The sequence below is a fragment of the Gardnerella sp. KA00390 genome, assembly GCF_049244075.1.
In the GTDB taxonomy this organism is placed as follows: Bacteria; Actinomycetota; Actinomycetes; order Actinomycetales; family Bifidobacteriaceae; genus Bifidobacterium; species Bifidobacterium vaginale.
In genome coordinates this window covers 1,159,049-1,177,946 of sequence record NZ_CP058372.1, presented here as the reverse complement: position 1 = coordinate 1,177,946, position 18,898 = coordinate 1,159,049, and the positions used below count along the sequence as shown (strand labels likewise).

Here is an 18,898-nt window from a genome sequence, read left to right as displayed (position 1 = left end):
TATATGGCGCTGGCTTGGGCTGGCTTGCGCTGGTTTGTTGTAATGCGCTGTGCAATTGCAATCTCGGTAAAAATATTAACGCAGCATGCTTTCTGCGATAGTAGCCAATCGCCCGCGAATTTGCAGCGATTGGCTACTTTGGTATTGGATACTTTGCGATTAGCGCTCTGATTATTCCGTTTCTGCTATCTGCGATTATTTCGTTCACTATACGAGTTAACAAATTCTTCAACAGATAGGAACGTATTTTCATAACCCAGTTTCTCACACAGCTTCACAACATCTGGCTTATCAAGATGTGCGCTAGAAAGTATGTTGTCTCGCATAAATGCGTCGCGCGCAGTGCCGTCAAAAAGAACATTGCCATTTGAAAGCACAACAACGCGATTAAATACTCGAGCCACAAAATCCATATCGTGAAGAACAGCTATAACAATTTTCCCCTGAGAAACAAGGTGCTTAATAATTGATTCAATACAACGTTTTCCGCAATCGTCCTGAGCAATCGTAGGCTCATCTAAAATAACAACTTGAGTATCCATTGCTAAAATCGACGCAATAGAAACCATTTTTCTTTCACAAAGACTTAAATCGTAAGGATTTACCTCGCTTTTATCTAAAAGTCCTACGAGTTTTAGACTTTCTTTTGCTTGGATCAATGCTTGACTCTTATCAATTCCAATTTTTAAAAGTCCAAACATTACTTCGCGTATAACAGTTGATTCAAAAATCTGGTCATCTGGATTCTGGAATACGAATCCAATATCTTTAGCAAGAGAGGGAACAGTACATTCTGCAATATCTTTACCATTTAATAAAACGCTTCCAGATTTCGGCGTAAGAAGTCCTCTAAGGATTTTAAGTAAAGTTGTTTTTCCAGTGCCATTTTGACCAACAATAGCGCATGTTCCAGGAGCAAAAGACAAATTTAGATTGTTGAATATTTGTGTTGTTGGAGTATGAGAAAAAGACACGTTTCGTATTTCAATAGTAGGAGTCATTATAAGCGATTCCCTTCGTGCGAGCTTAAAATTTGTGACGTTTGCTCAAGAGTTATTGGATACAAGCCATTATTGTTTTTTAACGAAAGTTTTTTGCAAATTTGAGTATAAACAGGAGGATTTACGCCATATTCTTCCAAGTCTTCGCGAGAAAAGATTTTTTGCGGAGTATCAAAATCAATGAGTTTTCCTTCGCTTAAAAGCATTACGCGGTCGCTATATTGCGCGATTTTTTCCATTTTGTGCTCAACCATAATAATAGTTTGACCCTGATTTTTTAAGGATTCTACCGACTTAAAAACCTCTTCAGAACCTTTAGGATCAAGCTGCGAAGTTGGCTCGTCTAAAATTATTATTTCTGGTTGCATAACTAAAATAGCGGAAATAGACATTCGCTGCATTTGACCGCCAGATAAATCGTATGGAGAACAATCTTTAAGATGGGCAATGTTGAGCATGTCCATGATTTTCTCTACGCGACTTTGCATCTCGTTTTGCTCAATTCCAAGATTTTCAAGCCCAAACGCAATTTCTTCGTACACAGTAAGCTTAGATCCAGTAATTTGATTAAAAGGATTTTGAAAAACTAAACCAACTTTTTTGCAAAGACTGTCTATTGGCGTAGTTTTTGCATTAAGACCGTCTACCTCAACTTTGCCGCCGTATGCTCCGTGGTAAAGATTAGGAACAAGACCTAAAATGGCTTGAGATAATGTTGATTTTCCAGCTCCATTAGCACCTATTATTCCAATAAATTCGCCTTTATGAATATCGCAAGAAATGTCATTAAGTGCAAGAGTATTACTATAAGGATAGCGATATTTTAAGTTCTCTATATGAATAGCTGCCATGCTATATATCCTAAATTATGAAGCAACGCATAAATAATAGACGCTATTATTACAATTAAACAAGCGCATAAAAATAGCGTATTGTATTTGCTTGGCTTAAATGGTTTTATGAATGTTTTTTGATTATTGCACGAAAATCCGCGAACTTCTAAAGCTATAGTTCTTTCTTTAGAACTCATAAATGAAGACATTATAATCGGGGATATTAAAGGCAAAAAAGCTTTGAAACGCGTTATAAGAGAACCTTTTGTTTTCAATCCTCTGCTTCTTTGAGCGTCAACAATAGTCGAAGTTTGCTGTGTTATTTGAGGAATGATTTGGAATAGAGATACAAAAACATAACCCATCTTAGGTGGTAATCCAGCTTGTATCATCTCTTGCATCATATTAGAAGGTTTAGTTGTAAGCGTTAAAACACAAAATGCAAACGAAATATTTAATATATTTAGCACAATCTTCATAGCTACTTCAAAACCTTCTTTGCGAGCAATCAAAGGTCCTAGTTTGAATAAAATCGTGTAATTTCCTGATCTAAAGAAAGTCTGAACTATAAAAATAGTTACAATAATAAAACCAGTAACTTGTATTACGATTTTTATTTTTGCTAGAACCTTTGATGTTGCAAGTAAGATTAGGCTCAAAATAATAAAGATAGCGAAAGAACTATAGCCTCCAAGCAAACTCGGTGTACTTGTAGCGCATATTACGTATGCAAGCTTGGTTTTTGCAGATAGTCCGTTTAGAAACGAATGCTTATCTTCAAATAGGCTGATGCTTTTCATGCTATCTCGTCTTATTGTGCTTATATTAAAACTTGTAGAACTTAGCGTTTATGCGATTTATTTTCTGGTGATAAACGTTTATTTATCAAGATCTTCGTCATCTGATTGATATATGGCTATTAAACTCTTAGGAAGAACTTTATAAATTCCAGCTGCAAGGAACAAAACAACAATCTTGTCTGGTATATCTACAACAAGCTCATCTACGAATGATGCAAAGAAGCCTTTGGAACCCATTGCTGCAAAAACAGCGTCACCCCAAACGTTTCCAGTGGTTCCGCCCCAATAAATCATGTTTAGAGGTGTAGAAATGATTATTGCGATTGCTGCAACAATAAGGCTTGTTATAAAAATGTGTAGGCCTTTGTCCATATATTTTAATCGTGCAGCGATTCCAACGCTTACTCCAATTGCTGCAGCTGTAATGCTATAGACTGTAGAAATTGGATCAATTGTTAAGCCGTAAACAATATTGGTTAAAAATCCAGCAATTCCGCCTACAACAGGCCCAGCCAAGCATGCTGAAATGCAAGTGCCTAGTGTGCCAAGCCAAAGTGGTAGTTTTAGCATGCTTGCAAATAGTTTCGCAACATAATTTATGCCGATTGCGGCTGGTATTAGTACGAGTGAAGCAGTAGTTAATTTAACGCTCCAAATATTTTTTAGTTTCTTTACCATTTTTGAACTTCCTATCAGTTAAGGAATAAATTCAAGTTCATTATACGCTTTGAGAAATGTTATTAAAGTAGTTGAAAATTAATGTGTTATAAATTGTAATCTTGTTTATTTTTTGTTATTTTAACTGATTCTTTATTATTTATTTTGTATTAAATTTTTGCGGAAAATAATCACAGCTATACCACTTCTCTAGCAAAATCAAAGTGGTTATTATTCAACTATTTCAAATTCAAATATTCAAAAATTCTAGTATTCCAAATAATGGTTATTTATGATAAAAAAATATAAGAGATTTTTATGCCTTTTATAAAAATGTTGTTACGAAAATATTGTTATAAAAATATTGACGATTATAAGAGGGAGATGACGATGAATGTAAAACATAGTAGCGTGTTTACAAATCCCGAAGTTTTAGAAAGACTTAATAAATTAGAAAAATCTCCACAAATGCAAGGGAAACTAAATGAGTTAAAAGAAGGCATAAAAAATAACGCTTTTGACCCAATGCGTTTAATCCCATTAATACCAGTTGTACTGATTATTGGTGCTGTTGGCAATTATCTGCCTTCTCTTGATTACTCTACTTATAAATATCCTTTACTCATAATAATTGCTTTTGTTGTTTGCTTTGCTGGCAAGTTTTTTGTAACAAATAAGGTTGATGTAAATACTCTATATGCGAATAATGTCTTAACGCCGATTCTAAATGCGATTCTGCCTGGAACGGTATTAGAAAATTCTGAAGGAATTGACGACAGTATTTTTAATAATCTTCTGCCAATATCTAGTATTTATTATTCAAATAAACACATAATTTTTGGCGATGAATTCAAAACTGAATTTTCAAACATGCAAGCAATGCACACTTCTAGAAGTGAAAGTGGAAAAACTGTTAAAAAAACGGATTTTATTGGGCAGGTCTTATTAATAAACGCAAAAACCAATATAAATGGTCACATTAGAATCGTTCCCGTTACTGGAAAGAACTTTATGGGGCAAAAACTAAGTGGATACTATGGTAAAAAAACAAAAGAGGAGAGCGAAGTTCAAACAGAATCCATTGAATTTAACAATTCGTATTCAATCTTTTCTACAGACGATTTTTATACAAAGTTTGTATTAGATCCAAGTTTTATAGAAATATTGAATAATTTGCAAAAAAGAATGAGAGTTTGCATATATCTAGATAGCGAGCATATTATTGCAGCTTTTGATTCTGGTCGGTATATATTAGGAAGTCCTGGAAAATCTGGAATAGAAAACCTATCTTTAACAAGAGAATATGCAAGATTTAGAGATGTTTTGGCTGAATATTACGAAATAATCAGCGTAATTAGAGAGAAATTGCAAAATTAGAAGCTAGAAAATTGCGATACTGGCGAATTGCAAAAGCAGAAAAACTAAGACTAGAGAAAACTAAGACTAGAGAAAGACTAGAACTAAAGGAGACATTATGAGTGACATTATGGATAGCATTATAGATAGGGACACCATTTTAATAGTTATTGCAATAGTGCTTGTAATGATTATTGGTTGGTTTATTGGCACTTTAAATAGATTAAGAAAATATAGAGTGATTATAAATGAGTCGCAAAAAAACGTTGACATTGCGCTCGCTAAAAGATACGACACGATTTGCCAAATGTTCAAAGTTGCACAATCGTTTGCAAAGTACGAAAAAACAACATTAGTGGATTTAGTGAGTTTAAGAGAAGGATTAAACTCCGCTGATTCTAGCGAAGCAATGAAAAATCAGAATAATGCAATAGGGAAGATTTACGCTTTGGCAGAAGCTTACCCAGAATTAAAGTCTTCCGAACAATTTTTGAATTTGCAAGAAGAAGTAAACGACGAAAATGAGCAATTGGCTGCAACAAAAAGAATCGTAAATAGTAATATCAGCGCTCTTAATCAAAATATTGTTACTTTCCCAGTTTCGCTTATTGCAAGATTAAGCGGAATAAAGCAGATGGATTTTCTTGATGAAGATGATTTAAGCAATAAGAAGAATATTGATAGCATACTGAGCTAGCGAATATGTTTAGTTAGTGAAAATGTTTAGCTAGACGGTATATCTAATGTAGGCAATCGCCCGCGAATTTGCATCGATTGGCTACATTTGTATTGGTTGATTGGTGTTTTTAAAAATAAACGCCAGTTAGTTTAGTTCAACTTGACTGGCGTTTATTAGTTATTTGCGTTATTGGTTATCTGTGCTCGTTACTTGCTGTGCTTGCCAATGCGCGTGCGTTTAAGCGAAAATGCGCCGAAAGCTGACAGCAGGAACGCTAATCCAGTGCCTGCAATGGTTGAGGTTGTAGAACCTGCGCGTGCAAGCGGTTCGTGCGTTTGTAGAGTCGGTGCTTCTTCCACAGTCTCTTCTTGCGTTGGTTCCGGTTCTGGTTCCAGTTCTGTCACTGGCATTGGCATTTGTTCTAGCGCAGGAATTATAGGAACTGGAATAGGCTCCGATTTCGTAGTTGGAACAGGAGTTGGTTCCGGCTTTGGTGGTTCCGGTTTAGGTGGTTCCGGTTTAGGTGGTTCCGGCTTAGGAGATTTTGGATTAGGATTTGGATTAGGATTTGGATTAGGATTTGGATTAGGATTTGGATTAGGTGTTGGATTAGGTGTTGCTTTTATCACGTCAAAGAATGCATTGATAAAAGCAACATGTCCTGGGTTGTTCTTCTCATGTAACGTTATACCCGGCTCATAGGTATATTTTGGCGTTTCTGCTGGATTAAGAACCATTGGAAGATTATCCAACTTAGAGCCATCTGTGTTGTAAGAATCCCCAACCTGAGCATCTTTATTCGCGGTAAATGTAATTGAATAATCCGTATGCAGCACATACGACACATTCATATCCATCAAAGACGTCTGCCGATTTCGAGTAAACAGAACCTTTTTTATTTCCACTTCCTTTGGTTCTGGATTCAATACCTTCATAAATTCATCAGTAATATCCTTAATTGGCTTACGATTTTCATCTACCAGATAAAACTTGAGTGGCACCGTTTTTGTTTCTCCCGGCTTAAGATAAATAGGGCCATTAGCATACATGGCAGTTACTGTTCTACTAACATTATTGTCGCCAAGATCACTAAATTTATACTGCTGCTTTGTTAGAGGATTAGTTCCAGGTTCGCCTTCAAAAATATCATTCCTATTTTTATACGCCTTGAATTTCTTAAATTCACCTACCGTCATATAGTCTGAGCCATCTTTACCTTTATGGATCGTTGCTATATACACAGGAATTTCGCGGCTTATTTCGCCATTCTTCCAGGCAATCGTAGGAGCGCCATCAAAATTCTTATTCAGAAAGTCGTAGGTCAAACCTTCCAGCCCTACGCCACCGACTTTTTGTTCAAGATTGTGTTTTGCAAAGCTATACGTGCCTATTGTTGTCTGGTTAATTGAGTCCCACATCTTCTGTGAATTTTGATCTTTGAAGAACCATGGCGTTTCTTTGATGTTTTCTTCTGTTGTTTTTCCGTCCTTCGTGATTTTTAGCGTAACGTTGCTGAGTTTTCTTGCGGAAATAGCTTTACCGTCTTCTGTAAACGCTGCAACATCTGTCATTGTCAACGCGTTTGTATTGGGATTGTAACTGAGATACTGAGCGTACGCCCTTATTTGTTCAGTATTAGTATTTTTATCGTTATTTATTACTTGCCACTGAACCTGTTTGTCGTTACTGTCCGTTGCAGTTCCAGATGCCAATACATTAGTAGCAGACTCAGGTGGCTTTGGGACTGGTGGTGTAACAGGTGGCTTTGGCTGTGGTGTTGGTGGAACAACGGGTGTCTGTGGCTTATTTACAGTAATGTTTTGCAATATGCCCAACGTTATATAGTCTGAATCTTTGCCCGTATGGGTTGTTGCCATGTATACAGGAATTATGCGGCTTGTTTCACCTTCCTGCCAGTCTGTTATTATTGGCGTGCCCTCAACTTTGCGCGCACTAAAGTTGTATTTCAAACCGCTAAGGTGTTTGCCGCCAACTTTTTGTTCTTGATTGTATCTCGTAAAGTTGTACGAACCGATTGTTGTTTTATCAATTTCATCCAAAATATTCTTTAAATATTGACTTTTGTAGAACCATGGTGTTTCTTTAATATTGCTAATGATTGTAGGCGTCGTTTCATTGTTGTTTGTAACTTTTAAGGTAATTTCGTTATATTTCCTTGCAACAACATTTGCTGCTTCATTCTTGAATGGCAAATTGCTCATAGTTGCGATTAGCTTATTATTATTAGAATCATAATTGAGCTGTTTGCCATATTCGCTCATTTTTGCCGCGTCAGTAGCTTTGATATTACTGGAATTATACGTTACTTGCCATTTGACTTGTGTGCCGTTCTTATCGGTCGCTGTCCCCGATGCTAATTCATTGCTTGTTGAATCAGCGTGTGATGTGTTTTGCTGAACATCCTTATCTGTCGTTACGCCTTTGGAATCAACAGTTGTTTGAACCGTATTTGTATCGTAGTCGCGATCTTCACTGGTAGTGTTGTTGTGGTTAGTAGATTTATCATTTTTTAAATTATGCTGATTAGTGGAATCGGTATGTGGTGGGGGGGGGGGTATTTGTTTTTGTGCTACTATTTGCACTCTCAACATTAGTTCCATTGACACTACTTGCATTAGTATCAGCAGCATAAGCGGTTTGGCTCATGCATACTGCGCAAGCTGCGGTCGCAATACCCATCATGGTTGAGGTCAGAATGATTTTCGCTGTCTTATTCATAAAATACCCAATTAATTAACTAAACTTTTGTTACTTTATTTCATAAAATATAACAAATACATAATTGCATATTACATTATAACGATTTTGATAAAAAATATAAGTGTTTATTGATAATTCTATCAATAAACACTTATTCGCGTTTCGAAATACTTAATCTCTATTGAATATTCAACTAAATATTTAGCTAAATAATATAAGATATTTAGTATCTAATCTTAAGAAATAATCTGCTAAATAAACTGAGATATTACAATACCTGCAGCCATAAGTGGAATGTTGAAGATAAGGAATGTTGGAATGCAAGTATCCCAAATGTGGCTGTGCTGACCATCTGCATTTAGGCCAGAAGTAGGGCCAAGCGTTGTATCGGAAGCAGGGGAGCCTGCGTCTCCAAGAGCTGCAGCAGAAGACATAAGAATAATTGTTGCAGGAGTGCTAAAACCAATGCTTTGGCAAAGAGGCACGAACAAAACTGCAAGAATAGGAACCGTGCCAAACGAAGTGCCTATGCCCATAGTTACAAGCAAACCAATAATCGTAATAACGAATGCAGCGATTAGCTTGTTTTGACCCATAGAAGCAACGCCAAAGTGTACAAGCTCATTAACTCCGCCCGTAGCTTGAATCACGTTAGCGTAGCCGCCAGCAATGAGCATAATAAATGCAATAAGACCCATAAGCTTAACGCCGCCCATAAGCTGCTTATCGATATCTTTCCATGCAACGGCTCTAAAAATAATCATGGTTGCAAGACCTGCAAGAGAAGAAAGTGAAAGATCCTTACTAATAACTTGAACTACTACAACAACAATAATCGCAAGCATGGTTACATAGTGTGCTTTAGTAAGCGGGCCAACAACAGCGTCCGCTGCGCGAGTATCTGCTTCGGTTGTTTTATATTCGCGAGGCTTTCTGTATAGCACAAACACGGCGAATAGGAGGGCTGCAAGCATTGCAGCACCTAAATACCAGTTCACAGCGCTAACGTCTGAAACGCTAACTTTCATACCATTTTTAGAAAGATTAGTTGCAATAACTGTTTGGAAAATTAAGCCAAAGCCAAATGGAATAGCAATGTATGGCACTTCTAGTCCGAACGCAGTGCAGCATGCGGCGGCGCGGCGATCTAGCTTAAGCTTGTTCATAATGGAAAGAATTGGCGGAATAAGAATAGGAATGTAAGCAATATGAACAGGCACAATATTTTGAGACATGCATGCAATAATTGTTAGAACTGCAAGAAGAATAAATTTGTTTGTGCCGATAAGTTTACTGATTTTTTTAGAAATGATTTGAGCTAGGCCAGTTGCTGTAATTGCTTCTGCAAAAGTACCAAGAAGAATGTAGGCGAGCGCAGTTTGCGCATTTGTGGAAAAACCATCACATAGCAAAGCCATAATAGTATGGCTTCCATCTCCAAAAAGAGGGAGATGTCCAGCTATGCCTCCTGCAACGCATGCAACAATCATTGCGAGTAAAACATTGAGTTTAGCGAGACTTAACGCGCATAACACTACAACCGATACGATTACCGGATTGCATAGAATGTTTAAAATCTGCATACTGTTTCACCTCTTTTTAAAGTTATCTTCATTTTGATGTTTGCAAATAATATGTTTTTCAATTTTGATAATTTTTAAATTTTAATAATTAAAGACAATATCATAAAGATTTACGTAAAGTTTTATTTGCAAAGTAAAACTTAAATTACTTTTTTATAAAGTACTCTTTAAAAGTTAAATACACTAATTAAATACATTAATACAAATTTGTTAACAATAGCATTTAAGAGTAGACTCAGCCATGTTATTATCTCTTTTTCAGAAAGAAGGTAAAAACAATGAATTTCACAAATGACGTGGTCATTGTAACAGGAGGCGCCCAAGGAATCGGCAGAGAAGTCGTGCGAGGCGTACTAGATGGAGGCGGAAAGGTAATTATCGCCGATATCAATGAAGAAAAAGCAAACCAAACAAAATCTGAATTAGGTTCAGATAATATCTTTGTCTATAAGATAAATCTTGGTGATGTTCAAAATGTTAACGACGTTTTTGTGCAGATAATCAAAGATTTTGGCAAAGTGGATGTTTTGGTAAACTGCGGAGGCGTTGTATCAACTGTTCCATTTGAACAGTTAACAGACGCTGAATTTGATAGAACAGTAAAGATTAATCTTTACGGCACTTACGCAACAAACCATGCTTTATTTGAGCATTTTAAGGAAAATGGTGGCGGAAGAATAGTAAACGTTAGCTCTGTTGCTGGAAAAATTGGTGGCGGTTTACTAGGAACAGCAGCATACGCAACATCTAAAGCTGGTGTGAATGGTTTAACAAAAGCCGTTGCAAAAGAAGGCGGCAAGTATGGAATTCGTTGCAATGCAGTATGCCCATCTTATACTGAAACACCAATGACTCAAGCTTTGAAGGAAGATAAGGAAAAGGAAGCGAAAATTATTAACGCAATTCCTTTGCGCCGCAAAGCACAACCTGTAGAAATTGCGCAAATGATTCTATTCTTTGCATCTAAAGAAGCCTCCTTCGTTAACGGAGAGATTGGCGATGTTGATGGCGGAATCGTATTAGACGGCTGACGGAGAAAATCATGTTCGCAAACCTAAAAAGCCAAATCACAAAAATAGACTTAAAGAAAATAAAAATTCCAGGAGCTACAATCGTTGTTCCTCTATTTATAGGATGCTTGGTAAACTCATGTTTCCCAGCAACCTTAAAAATAGGTGGTTTTACAACAGCTGTAATTAACGGAACTGGTCCTTTAGTCGGCGCATTCATGCTTTGCATTGGAGCAAGTCTTTCATTCAAGAACGCTCCTAAAGCTTTGTGGCGCGGTGCTGTGATTATTAGCGTTAAGATCCTAACTGCTATTGTTATTGCTCTGCTTGTTTCCAAGTTCTGCAACAATAATCTACTTGGATTGTCAATGTTATCTATTTTGGGCGCAATGACTGTAGCTAATAATGCGCTTTATTCTGGTATTACAGCAAACAATGGCACTGAAGTAGATCGTGGAGCTGTTGCTATGACAACCATAAGCGTTGGTCCAACAGTAACAATGATTGTTATGAACTCTTCTGGGCAAGCCGTAATACCATTCTGGCAGATTGTTGGATCAATTTTGCCTCTTGTTTTAGGAATGATTCTAGGAAATTGTTTCCCTTACATGAAGAAGCAACTGGTTAATGGCATAATTCCTATAACCATGATTCTGGGCTTTGTTCTAGGAGCAAACATGAACTTTGCTCAACTGGTTGAAGGCGGACTTTCTGGTGTGCTGCTTGGCATTATAGTGCTTTCTGGATTTGTATTTACAGTATTAGCAGATCGCTTCTTAACTAGGGGCTCTGGTATTGCTGGAGCTGCAATAAGTAGTACTGCAGCAAGTGCTGTTGCAACACCAGCTGCAATGATGGCTATAGATCCAAATTTGGCAAAAGCCGCATTAATAGCAACTCCTCAAATTGCTGCTGCAGTAATTATTACTGCTTTGGCTACGCCATGGTTAACTGCACTAGTGAGTAAAAAATTTGCTAAAAAATCTAGCAAGTAATCAATAGATAATAAATAAATAAAAAATAGATAATAAATAAAATAACTAGTTCAGCCCTGCAAAATAAAATTTGTGGGGCTGAATTACTATTGCGATTGGTTTTAGAAAAACGTAAACAACACTAAAGCTTGCCAATGGTGATTTAGAAAAGCCAGCATTCGTCTCAAGTGGTTTAACTTTCATAAATAGATTTAAGATTATTTATGATATTTGGAAGTAACATGATTTAATCAAAAATGTGAGATTTTGTTATATATAGCGTATTTTTATGTCTAAAATATAGACAAATGAACAAAATGTTTAAGAATAAGTTAGTATTTGTTCACCTTGAAGAGTACCATGAAAGTACTTTCAGGAGATTGACGTCAATAATTGGTCTCTTGACTTATAACATTTTGTTGCAACATGGCAATATGAGGTAGTCGCCAAAATCATTATAGGCGATATCAGAATTAAATATTGAGTCTGAAGTTAGAAGAATCAAAAAAATCAAAAAAATCAAAATAAAACCAAAAAATTGAAAATTGAAAATTAAAAATCCACGATTAAAGAGTAAAAGGAGGAATGCTCGACGATTGCAATAGAAGCGTGCAGTACAGTTTCGCTTCAAATGCTTATTTCGCCGCATGTAAATTATGCAAGAAGAACAAACGCTTATAGAAGCGAAAGAATTAGGATTAAAAAAATTTAGAAAATCTCCATTTTGGAATGTGTCACTAAAAGTTAAGCCACACGAAGTTGTAGCAATATCTGGAGAACACGGCTCTGGAAAATCAGCTTTGCTACTTGCACTGTCTGGTTATATGAAATTTACGAACGGAACTCTTACAATTGCGGATGCAACTCTTCCTAACGATTTTAAAGAATCACGTAAATATGTGGGATTGGGATTATTCAACGGAATTAACGAATTCTACAACACTCAAACAATAGAAGAAGCGCTTATGAGCGAGCTAAAACTTGCTAGCGCATCTCCGCTATTTCGCGAACAATACAAGAATAATGTTAAAAATCGCGAAGCTCTACAACAATACGCGTATAACCTATTAGCATATTGGAAAGTATTATCTCCTAGAGAAACTGCTATTGGTGATTTAACGCCATGTGAGCGAATGAGATTGGGAATCGCACTTGCTTTGCTAAAAAAGCCGTGGATTCTTTTTGTAGACGGCGTAGAAACTGAGCTTACAAGTGAGCAAAGTGAATGCTTGCTTGCAGACATTCGCGAATACGTTAGTAAAAACTACTGCTCGTGCTGTGTGGGAGTTTTGCAAAGTGAGTTAGAAAAGCAAGCAGATCAAGTTTTAAGACTAAGCCCAAATCATGGGGAAGTAGAAAATTCTCATATTGATTCTCAACTTGCTACAAGTGAAGCAAATGGTGGTGAAAACAATGCGCGTTAATACTATTGTTCTTGCGTTCCGTGAGTTAAATAATGCTATAAAAGGTAAAGCTCGAAAACTTGTTATTGGAACAGTAGCCTTAATCCCACTTTTATATGGGTCTTTGTATTTATGGGCTTTTACAAATCCTTACAAAACTCTAGATACGGTTCCAGTCGCAGTTGTTGTGGAAGATAGCGGTGCAATAATAAACGGCAAAATGCGTAACATTGGAAACGAGATTAAAACTCGCTTAAGGAATCAAAAAGATGGAAGCGAAGGCTTCCAGTGGAACTTTGTAGATAGTGCTAAAGCAAACAAAGGCATTAAAAATGGCGATTATTTTATGGTAGCAACTATTCCAGCTTCATTCAGTAAGTGCATTGCTTCTGCGCAATACGATACTCCTACTAAAGCAAAGCTTCACGTAAAATACGATCAGGCAAGTAATCTGCTGGCATCTCAGATTGGTAAGACCGCTTTCCGCACTATACGCAGCGAAATAAGTGAAGCTATTGCGCAAGAGTATTGGGAGCACATGTTTGCGAAAGTTAACTCAGCTTCTGATTCCCTTGGTGCTGCTGCAAACGGTGCTGGAGCATTGCATGAAGGATCAAAGTCTTTGCAAGGCGGAATAAATAAGCTTGCAGATGGGTCGAATAAACTTTCTGCTTCGCTTAGAAAATTGCAAGGCGGATTAGGGGAGCTTCAAAAAGGAGCGAATACGCTAACTGAAGCCAATGCTCGCAGCAAAGAAGGAGCACAATATCTTGCACAAAAAACGCAAGATTTAGCAAACGGAGCTCAACAGTTAAGCGAAGGAACGCAAAGGTTATCGGCTGCAACAGACGAATTCTATGAAGGAGCTCAAAAGCTTGCAGCTTCAAGCAACGAATTAGAAGAACATGTTAAAGCTGGAAATGCTGAAACTAAAACGAAACTTGCGGGTCTTCTTATGCAAGCGCAAAACCCAGCAGTAACAAAAGAAGACGTGCTTGCTAATTTGCAAAGTTTGGCAGAAGGATTAGGTGAAAATTCTAATCTTCTCGAAACAAATCTTTCTGCTTTAAGCGCTGGAGCAGACAAGCTTTCTGATGGAAGCTTGCAAATAAAGGGCGGCGCTGACGCAATATCTCAAGGTTTTGAGGCTGTTAATACTGGCTCAAATAAACTTGCTGCTGGAGCGAATAGTCTTGCTGAAGGTTTGGCTCAAGTAAGTAACGGTAGCGAGAAACTAAATAATGGTGTGAATGCAGCAGCTCAAGGTTCAGCGAAAATAGTGAACGGTTCTGATCAGCTTAATTCCGGTGCTAAAAAGCTTTCGGAAAATACTCCAAAGCTTGTTGATGGAGCTAAAAAGTTGCATGACGGGCTTAAAAATGCTCAAAAGTCTGGAAAAATCAACAATATTAAGCAAAAAAGCAAGATGATGAGCGCGCCAGTTTCCTTGGAAGAACACGAGTATTCGCACGTTGAAAATTATGGAACTGGTTTTGCTCCTTACTTTATTTCCATCGGCCTTTGGGTTGGTGCTCTTATGGCAACCTTTGTTTTGAGAGTTATGGATAGGCGAGCAATTCTTAATGGCATGAATCCGCTTAAAAGTGCGCTTATTAGTTTTACGCCGTTTGTGCTTATGGGCATTGTGCAAGCTGTAATTCTTATGGGCGTTGTGCACGGAGCGTTGAAGTTGCAGATTGACAATGTTGCTGCATTCTACGCACTGGGGATTATAGCGTCAATAATCTTTATGGCTATAATGCAAATGATTATGGCAGTGTTTAAGATTCCAGGAAGAATTGTTGCGATTGTGCTGCTTATGTTGCAAATAACTAGCTCTGCAGGAACATTCCCAGTGCAAATGACGCCATCGTTCTTTAGAGCAGTTCACCCATACTTGCCTATGACGTACTCGATTCTTGGGCTTCGTCAAGCTATGGCTGGAAGGAACAGTGGAGCAATAACCTCCAGCATTGGAATTCTTGTAATATTTGGCATTATTGCGATTGCAATAACAAGCATTGTTGATTGTGTAAAGCGCACAGTTACTATGTTTGATTTGCATCCAGTAATTACATTGGAGGCATGAGAATACGACAATGAGTAGGGAGTAATTACTGTGATTGCTGAAGTTACTGAAGTTACCATAATATAAAAATTGCAACCGAGTGCTGCTCAAATTTGTACCCAAGTTAAGTATGACTACTTATGATATTGTTCATACTAGCGTAGTTGTTCAGATAGGTGTACGAGCAGTGCTCGGTTGTGCATAACTATACGACTATATGTGAACCGTATATGACGTAACTGGTATGGCTAACGCAACTATGCGCAATTATATTAATCTACCTAAGGGCTTATATGAGTTACAGAGGGAAAGGACGTGTCAATGACTGCACGATTTACCGACGAATTAAAAAATGAGAATATCGAAACATGGGATGCTGCTATTCATCATCGTTTTGTTAACGAGTTAGTTGAGGGCACTATTCCTGATGCTGTATTAGCTGGATATTTAATTCAAGACTACCGATTTTTAGATAGTTTCTTGGCTCTGCTTGGTGCTGCAGTTACGACAGCAGACACACTTGATTCTCGTCTCGTGTTTTCGAAATATATTGGTGAGGTAGCGGGAGATGAGAATACGTATTTTGTGGATGCGTTTAACGAATTTAATACTCCTGAATCTTTCCGCAATAAAATTCCAGACACTGAAGCAACTCGCGAATTTAAAAATATGTTTTTAGACGCGGCTCACAGTGGACATTATGCTGCCGTGCTAGCCGTGTTAAACGTTACGGAATGGATATATCTTACGTGGGCATCAAACGCTGAAGGTAAGCGTCCTGAACGCAAGGTTCATTACCAGTGGATCGACCTGCATGATTATGAAGGATTCCACAAGTTTGTAGGGTTCTTGCGTGATGAGTTGGATCGTATTGGTCCTAAGGATGCTGATATTGCTCGAGAATATTTTGCGCGTGCAGTAAAGCTGGAGCGCATGTTCTTCGATAATTCGTATGAGACTCCTGCGGCAATCTAACGAACAGCATTCTAACGAACGGATGGAAATCTAACGGATGGAAATTTAACGAAGTAAGCAAGCTGTGAGAATAAAAATAGACCCTACAAGATTTGTAGGGTCTATTTTTGAGAAGATGAGAAATTTTCGTTAATAATTGAAAATCTCACTGTTAACTATATATTAGAAAGTAGATGCGTAGACTTCGGCAATAGCATCTTCGCTCATATGCATGTACGAGTTCTTTAGAAGTCGCTGCTGCTCTTTAACAACGCTTGAAGCCCAATCGCGAATCATGTCTTTGGTCATTCCATACTCGTGAAGCTTGTGCTTAGGGAGAATCGTGTTAAGAACTTCGTCAAGATTGTTTAATACGTCTGCTTTTTGGCATTCAAGAATATTTGCCATAAAGTCAAAAAGCTTAGAAAGCTCAGTGTTTTCTGCGCTATCGCTATTCTCTTCGTGCTTAGCGTAGTAGCGCAAAACGCTTGTAAGAAGAGCAGCGTTCGTCTCGCCGTGAGCCACGTGGAAAGTGCCGCCAAGAGGATAAGCCATAGCGTGCACGCAACCGCATCCGGCATTACCAAATGCAATGCCAGCGTAAAGACTTGCCGAAACCAAGTCGCTTACAACTTGGGCTTTAGCGCTGCTACCTTCCTTAACAACTCGCATGTAGCTTTGCAAAATAAGACCGCAAGCCTTGTAACTAAACATTTTTGTAAGCTCTGTTGCAATAGGGGAGAGTGCAGACTCAATAGAATGCGTAAGAGCATCAATAGAGCTGGTTGCAAAAACGTAATCAGGCAGGCTCTTTAACAATTCTGGAATAAGAACCGCGTCTGTAGCGTAGCAAGAATCGTTTGCCAAACCCTTTTTAGTGTTGCGCTTTGTGAGCGAGAACACGGCAACGTTTGTAACTTCGGAACCAGTGCCGCAAGTAGTTGGAACAAGAATAAGATCTGCGCCTTTTTGCGCAGGAATCTTGCCATCAATCAAGTCTTCAAGCGGGCTTGTTTGCTTTAACGCGCAAACTTTAGAAATATCCAAAACAGTGCCGCCGCCAATGCCAATCACGCGCCTTGGAGTAGTGTGAATATCTCGAACAATCGCGTCAACCATTTCGTCGCTTGGCTCGCCCTTGCCGTAGTTTTCTTGGAAAATCACATTACAATCAAGATTTAAATCGCCAAAATAAGGCTCCCAAATGTACTTGTTTGTAATAACCAAATCGTCTTTGCCAAGCTTAAATTCTTGCGCAAAATCGCGCGTATTTTCAAATTTGTGAATAGTTGGCTTAATAGATAGCTGCTTCATCCTAGACTCCTTTGTTTTAATTTGTACGTCTTACGCTAATATGCGCGTTTTAATTCGCGATTTGTGCGCGGATGATTAAAAAACCAAGCAACCGCTCCATTATAGAACAAATTGCTTGGTTTAATAAACGCGATTTAAGCTAATCGCAGAACTTAATCAGCAGAGATTAATCAGAAGCTAATCATCCCTTCAACAAAGCCGTGTAAGCTGCCATCGTAATGTAATTGTATGGCTGGTTGAAGTGAGGCATAAAGAAGATATCACACAATGCAAGCTCTTTAATCGTGACTTTCTTTTGAATAGCAAGAGAGAACAGGTGGATTGCTGCAGACATATCGTAGTTAGAAGCCAATTGGCATCCAACAATCACCTTAGAATCCTTCTTGTAAACAATGCGAATCTTAACTTTTGGATTCTCAACTTCCATAAACGCAGGCTTTTGAGTATCCTCAAAATCAACGTAATCAACGTCCATGCCCTCTTTTTGAGCAGCCGTTAAGCTCAAACCAGTGCAAACAAGCTTGTAGTCGTAAATCATCATTGCGCTAGAGCCTTGCACGCCCTCGGTTTCTACAGGAGTTCCGCAAACGTTGTGGCCTGCAATCAAGCCGCTTCTAACGGCATTAGTAGCGAGCGCAATGTAGTTTACGCGGCTTCGAGCGTTGTCGTAGATTGTAGCGCAATCGCCAATAGCGTACACGTCTGGGTCGGAAGTTTGCTGCTTTTTATCAACTAGGAAAGCGCCGTTTTCGTATTGCTTCAAATGATCTTTTCCAAGAGCAACATTTGGGTGGAATCCAATAGCACAAATCACCATGTCGGCGTCGTAAGTGCCCTTGCTTGTTTTAACAGCCTTAACTTCAGTATCTCCAACAATCTCTTCAACAGCTTGACCAAGCTCAAACTTAATGCCCTTATCTTCCATAATTCTCTTCAAATTATCGGAAAACTCTGGGTCAAAGTAGCCGTTAAGAATATGGTCTTCCATGTCGATGAGAGTCACGTTCTTGCCAAGGCGCTTAAAAGCTTCCGCAAGTTCCACGCCAATGTAGCCGCCGCCAAGAACCACAACGTTATTAAAATCGCGCTCTTGAAGCTTAGCAATAACAGTTTGCGCATTTTGGAAAAGCTTTACCATTTGCACGTTTTCCAAATCAATGCCCTTAATGCGTGGCTTGTTTGGAAGGCTGCCAGTAGCTAGAACGAGTTTATCGTAAGAATCGTGAATAACAGATCCGTCTTTAAGCTCTACAGTAACTTCTTTCTTTGCGTAATCAATGTCTAGAACTTTGCTTTCAAGATTTACTTTTGCGCCCTTTTTAACGAAATCTTCTGGCTTCTGGTAGAACAGTCCATCGCTGCTTTGAATCTGCTTTCCAATCCACAAAGCCATACCGCAGCCAAGGAAGGAAATGTTGCTATTCTGATCGTAAATTGTAAGATCGTTTCCTGGGTAGCTCAAAATGGTGTTAGCGCAGGCAGTGCCAGCATGATTTGCGCCAATCTGAATAATCTTGGTCATCGGTAATCTCTTTTCGTCGTTGA

Annotated in this window: 15 protein-coding genes; 7 read left to right on the top strand and 8 right to left on the bottom strand. The window is 38.3% G+C overall.

What is annotated here, in order from left to right; translation table 11 throughout:
- Positions 1-185: 185 nt before the first annotated feature.
- The 4 genes from HXT53_RS04685 to HXT53_RS04670 form a co-directional block, all read right to left on the bottom strand.
- Entirely contained in the window at positions 186-1,001 is an 816-nt protein-coding gene (locus HXT53_RS04685; protein ID WP_065189697.1) for an energy-coupling factor ABC transporter ATP-binding protein, read from the bottom strand.
- Complete coding sequence (locus HXT53_RS04680) at positions 1,001-1,852, bottom strand: energy-coupling factor ABC transporter ATP-binding protein (protein WP_065189698.1); 852 nt, start codon at positions 1,850-1,852, stop codon at positions 1,001-1,003. Before HXT53_RS04680 ends, HXT53_RS04685 begins: the two co-directional genes overlap by 1 nt.
- The gene (locus HXT53_RS04675) at positions 1,834-2,634 is read right to left on the bottom strand and encodes an energy-coupling factor transporter transmembrane component T family protein (RefSeq protein ID WP_020761102.1); all 801 of its coding nucleotides are present in this window, start codon (positions 2,632-2,634) and stop codon (positions 1,834-1,836) included. The genes HXT53_RS04680 and HXT53_RS04675 overlap by 19 nt, the downstream gene beginning before the upstream one ends.
- A gap of 78 nt (positions 2,635-2,712) precedes the next feature.
- Complete coding sequence (locus tag HXT53_RS04670) at positions 2,713-3,312, bottom strand: sensor histidine kinase (RefSeq protein ID WP_004114802.1); 600 nt, start codon at positions 3,310-3,312, stop codon at positions 2,713-2,715.
- A 369-nt stretch (positions 3,313-3,681) separates the two neighbouring features.
- Here HXT53_RS04670 and HXT53_RS04665 point away from each other — a divergent pair, with 369 nt between their 5' ends.
- Positions 3,682-4,668: a DUF3137 domain-containing protein gene (locus HXT53_RS04665; protein WP_174142880.1), complete on the top strand. Its 987-nt coding sequence runs from the start codon at positions 3,682-3,684 to the stop codon at positions 4,666-4,668.
- A gap of 97 nt (positions 4,669-4,765) precedes the next feature.
- Positions 4,766-5,344: a LemA family protein gene (locus HXT53_RS04660; RefSeq protein WP_020759482.1), complete on the top strand. Its 579-nt coding sequence runs from the start codon at positions 4,766-4,768 to the stop codon at positions 5,342-5,344.
- A 188-nt stretch (positions 5,345-5,532) separates the two neighbouring features.
- On the opposite strand, the gene HXT53_RS04655 is transcribed toward HXT53_RS04660, so the two are convergent.
- A complete protein-coding gene (locus tag HXT53_RS04655) occupies positions 5,533-7,947 on the bottom strand; it encodes a hypothetical protein (RefSeq protein ID WP_421780041.1) in 2,415 nt (804 codons plus the stop codon).
- Between the two features lie 351 nt (positions 7,948-8,298).
- The gene (locus HXT53_RS04650) at positions 8,299-9,630 is read right to left on the bottom strand and encodes a Na+/H+ antiporter family protein (RefSeq protein WP_004113204.1); all 1,332 of its coding nucleotides are present in this window, start codon (positions 9,628-9,630) and stop codon (positions 8,299-8,301) included.
- 278 nt (positions 9,631-9,908) lie between these two features.
- On the opposite strand from HXT53_RS04650, the gene HXT53_RS04645 reads away from it, so the two are divergent.
- The 5 genes from HXT53_RS04645 to HXT53_RS04625 all read left to right on the top strand — a co-directional run bounded on the left by HXT53_RS04645 (position 9,909) and on the right by HXT53_RS04625 (position 16,060).
- Positions 9,909-10,661 carry an SDR family NAD(P)-dependent oxidoreductase gene (locus HXT53_RS04645; RefSeq protein WP_020759479.1) on the top strand — a complete coding sequence of 251 codons (753 nt, stop codon included), beginning with the start codon at positions 9,909-9,911 and terminating at the stop codon, positions 10,659-10,661.
- 11 nt (positions 10,662-10,672) lie between these two features.
- On the top strand, positions 10,673-11,635 hold the full coding sequence (locus HXT53_RS04640; protein ID WP_020759478.1) for a 2-keto-3-deoxygluconate permease: 963 nt from the start codon (positions 10,673-10,675) through the stop codon (positions 11,633-11,635).
- Positions 11,636-12,270: 635 nt separating this feature from the next.
- Positions 12,271-13,038, top strand: coding sequence for an ATP-binding cassette domain-containing protein (locus tag HXT53_RS04635; RefSeq protein WP_020759475.1), 768 nt, complete (start codon positions 12,271-12,273; stop codon positions 13,036-13,038).
- Positions 13,028-15,106 (top strand): YhgE/Pip domain-containing protein, encoded by a 2,079-nt coding sequence (locus tag HXT53_RS04630; protein ID WP_032840951.1) that lies wholly within the window; start codon positions 13,028-13,030, stop codon positions 15,104-15,106. Before HXT53_RS04635 ends, HXT53_RS04630 begins: the two co-directional genes overlap by 11 nt.
- A gap of 300 nt (positions 15,107-15,406) precedes the next feature.
- Positions 15,407-16,060 carry a TenA family protein gene (locus HXT53_RS04625; protein ID WP_020759473.1) on the top strand — a complete coding sequence of 218 codons (654 nt, stop codon included), beginning with the start codon at positions 15,407-15,409 and terminating at the stop codon, positions 16,058-16,060.
- 162 nt (positions 16,061-16,222) lie between these two features.
- Here the strand turns inward: HXT53_RS04625 and HXT53_RS04620 are convergent, their stop codons facing one another.
- Positions 16,223-17,353 carry a 4-hydroxybutyrate dehydrogenase gene (locus HXT53_RS04620; protein ID WP_020759472.1) on the bottom strand — a complete coding sequence of 377 codons (1,131 nt, stop codon included), beginning with the start codon at positions 17,351-17,353 and terminating at the stop codon, positions 16,223-16,225.
- Positions 17,354-17,534: 181 nt separating this feature from the next.
- Positions 17,535-18,875 carry a H2O-forming NADH oxidase gene (nox, locus tag HXT53_RS04615; protein WP_020759471.1) on the bottom strand — a complete coding sequence of 447 codons (1,341 nt, stop codon included), beginning with the start codon at positions 18,873-18,875 and terminating at the stop codon, positions 17,535-17,537.
- Between the last annotated feature and the right edge of the window lie 23 nt (positions 18,876-18,898).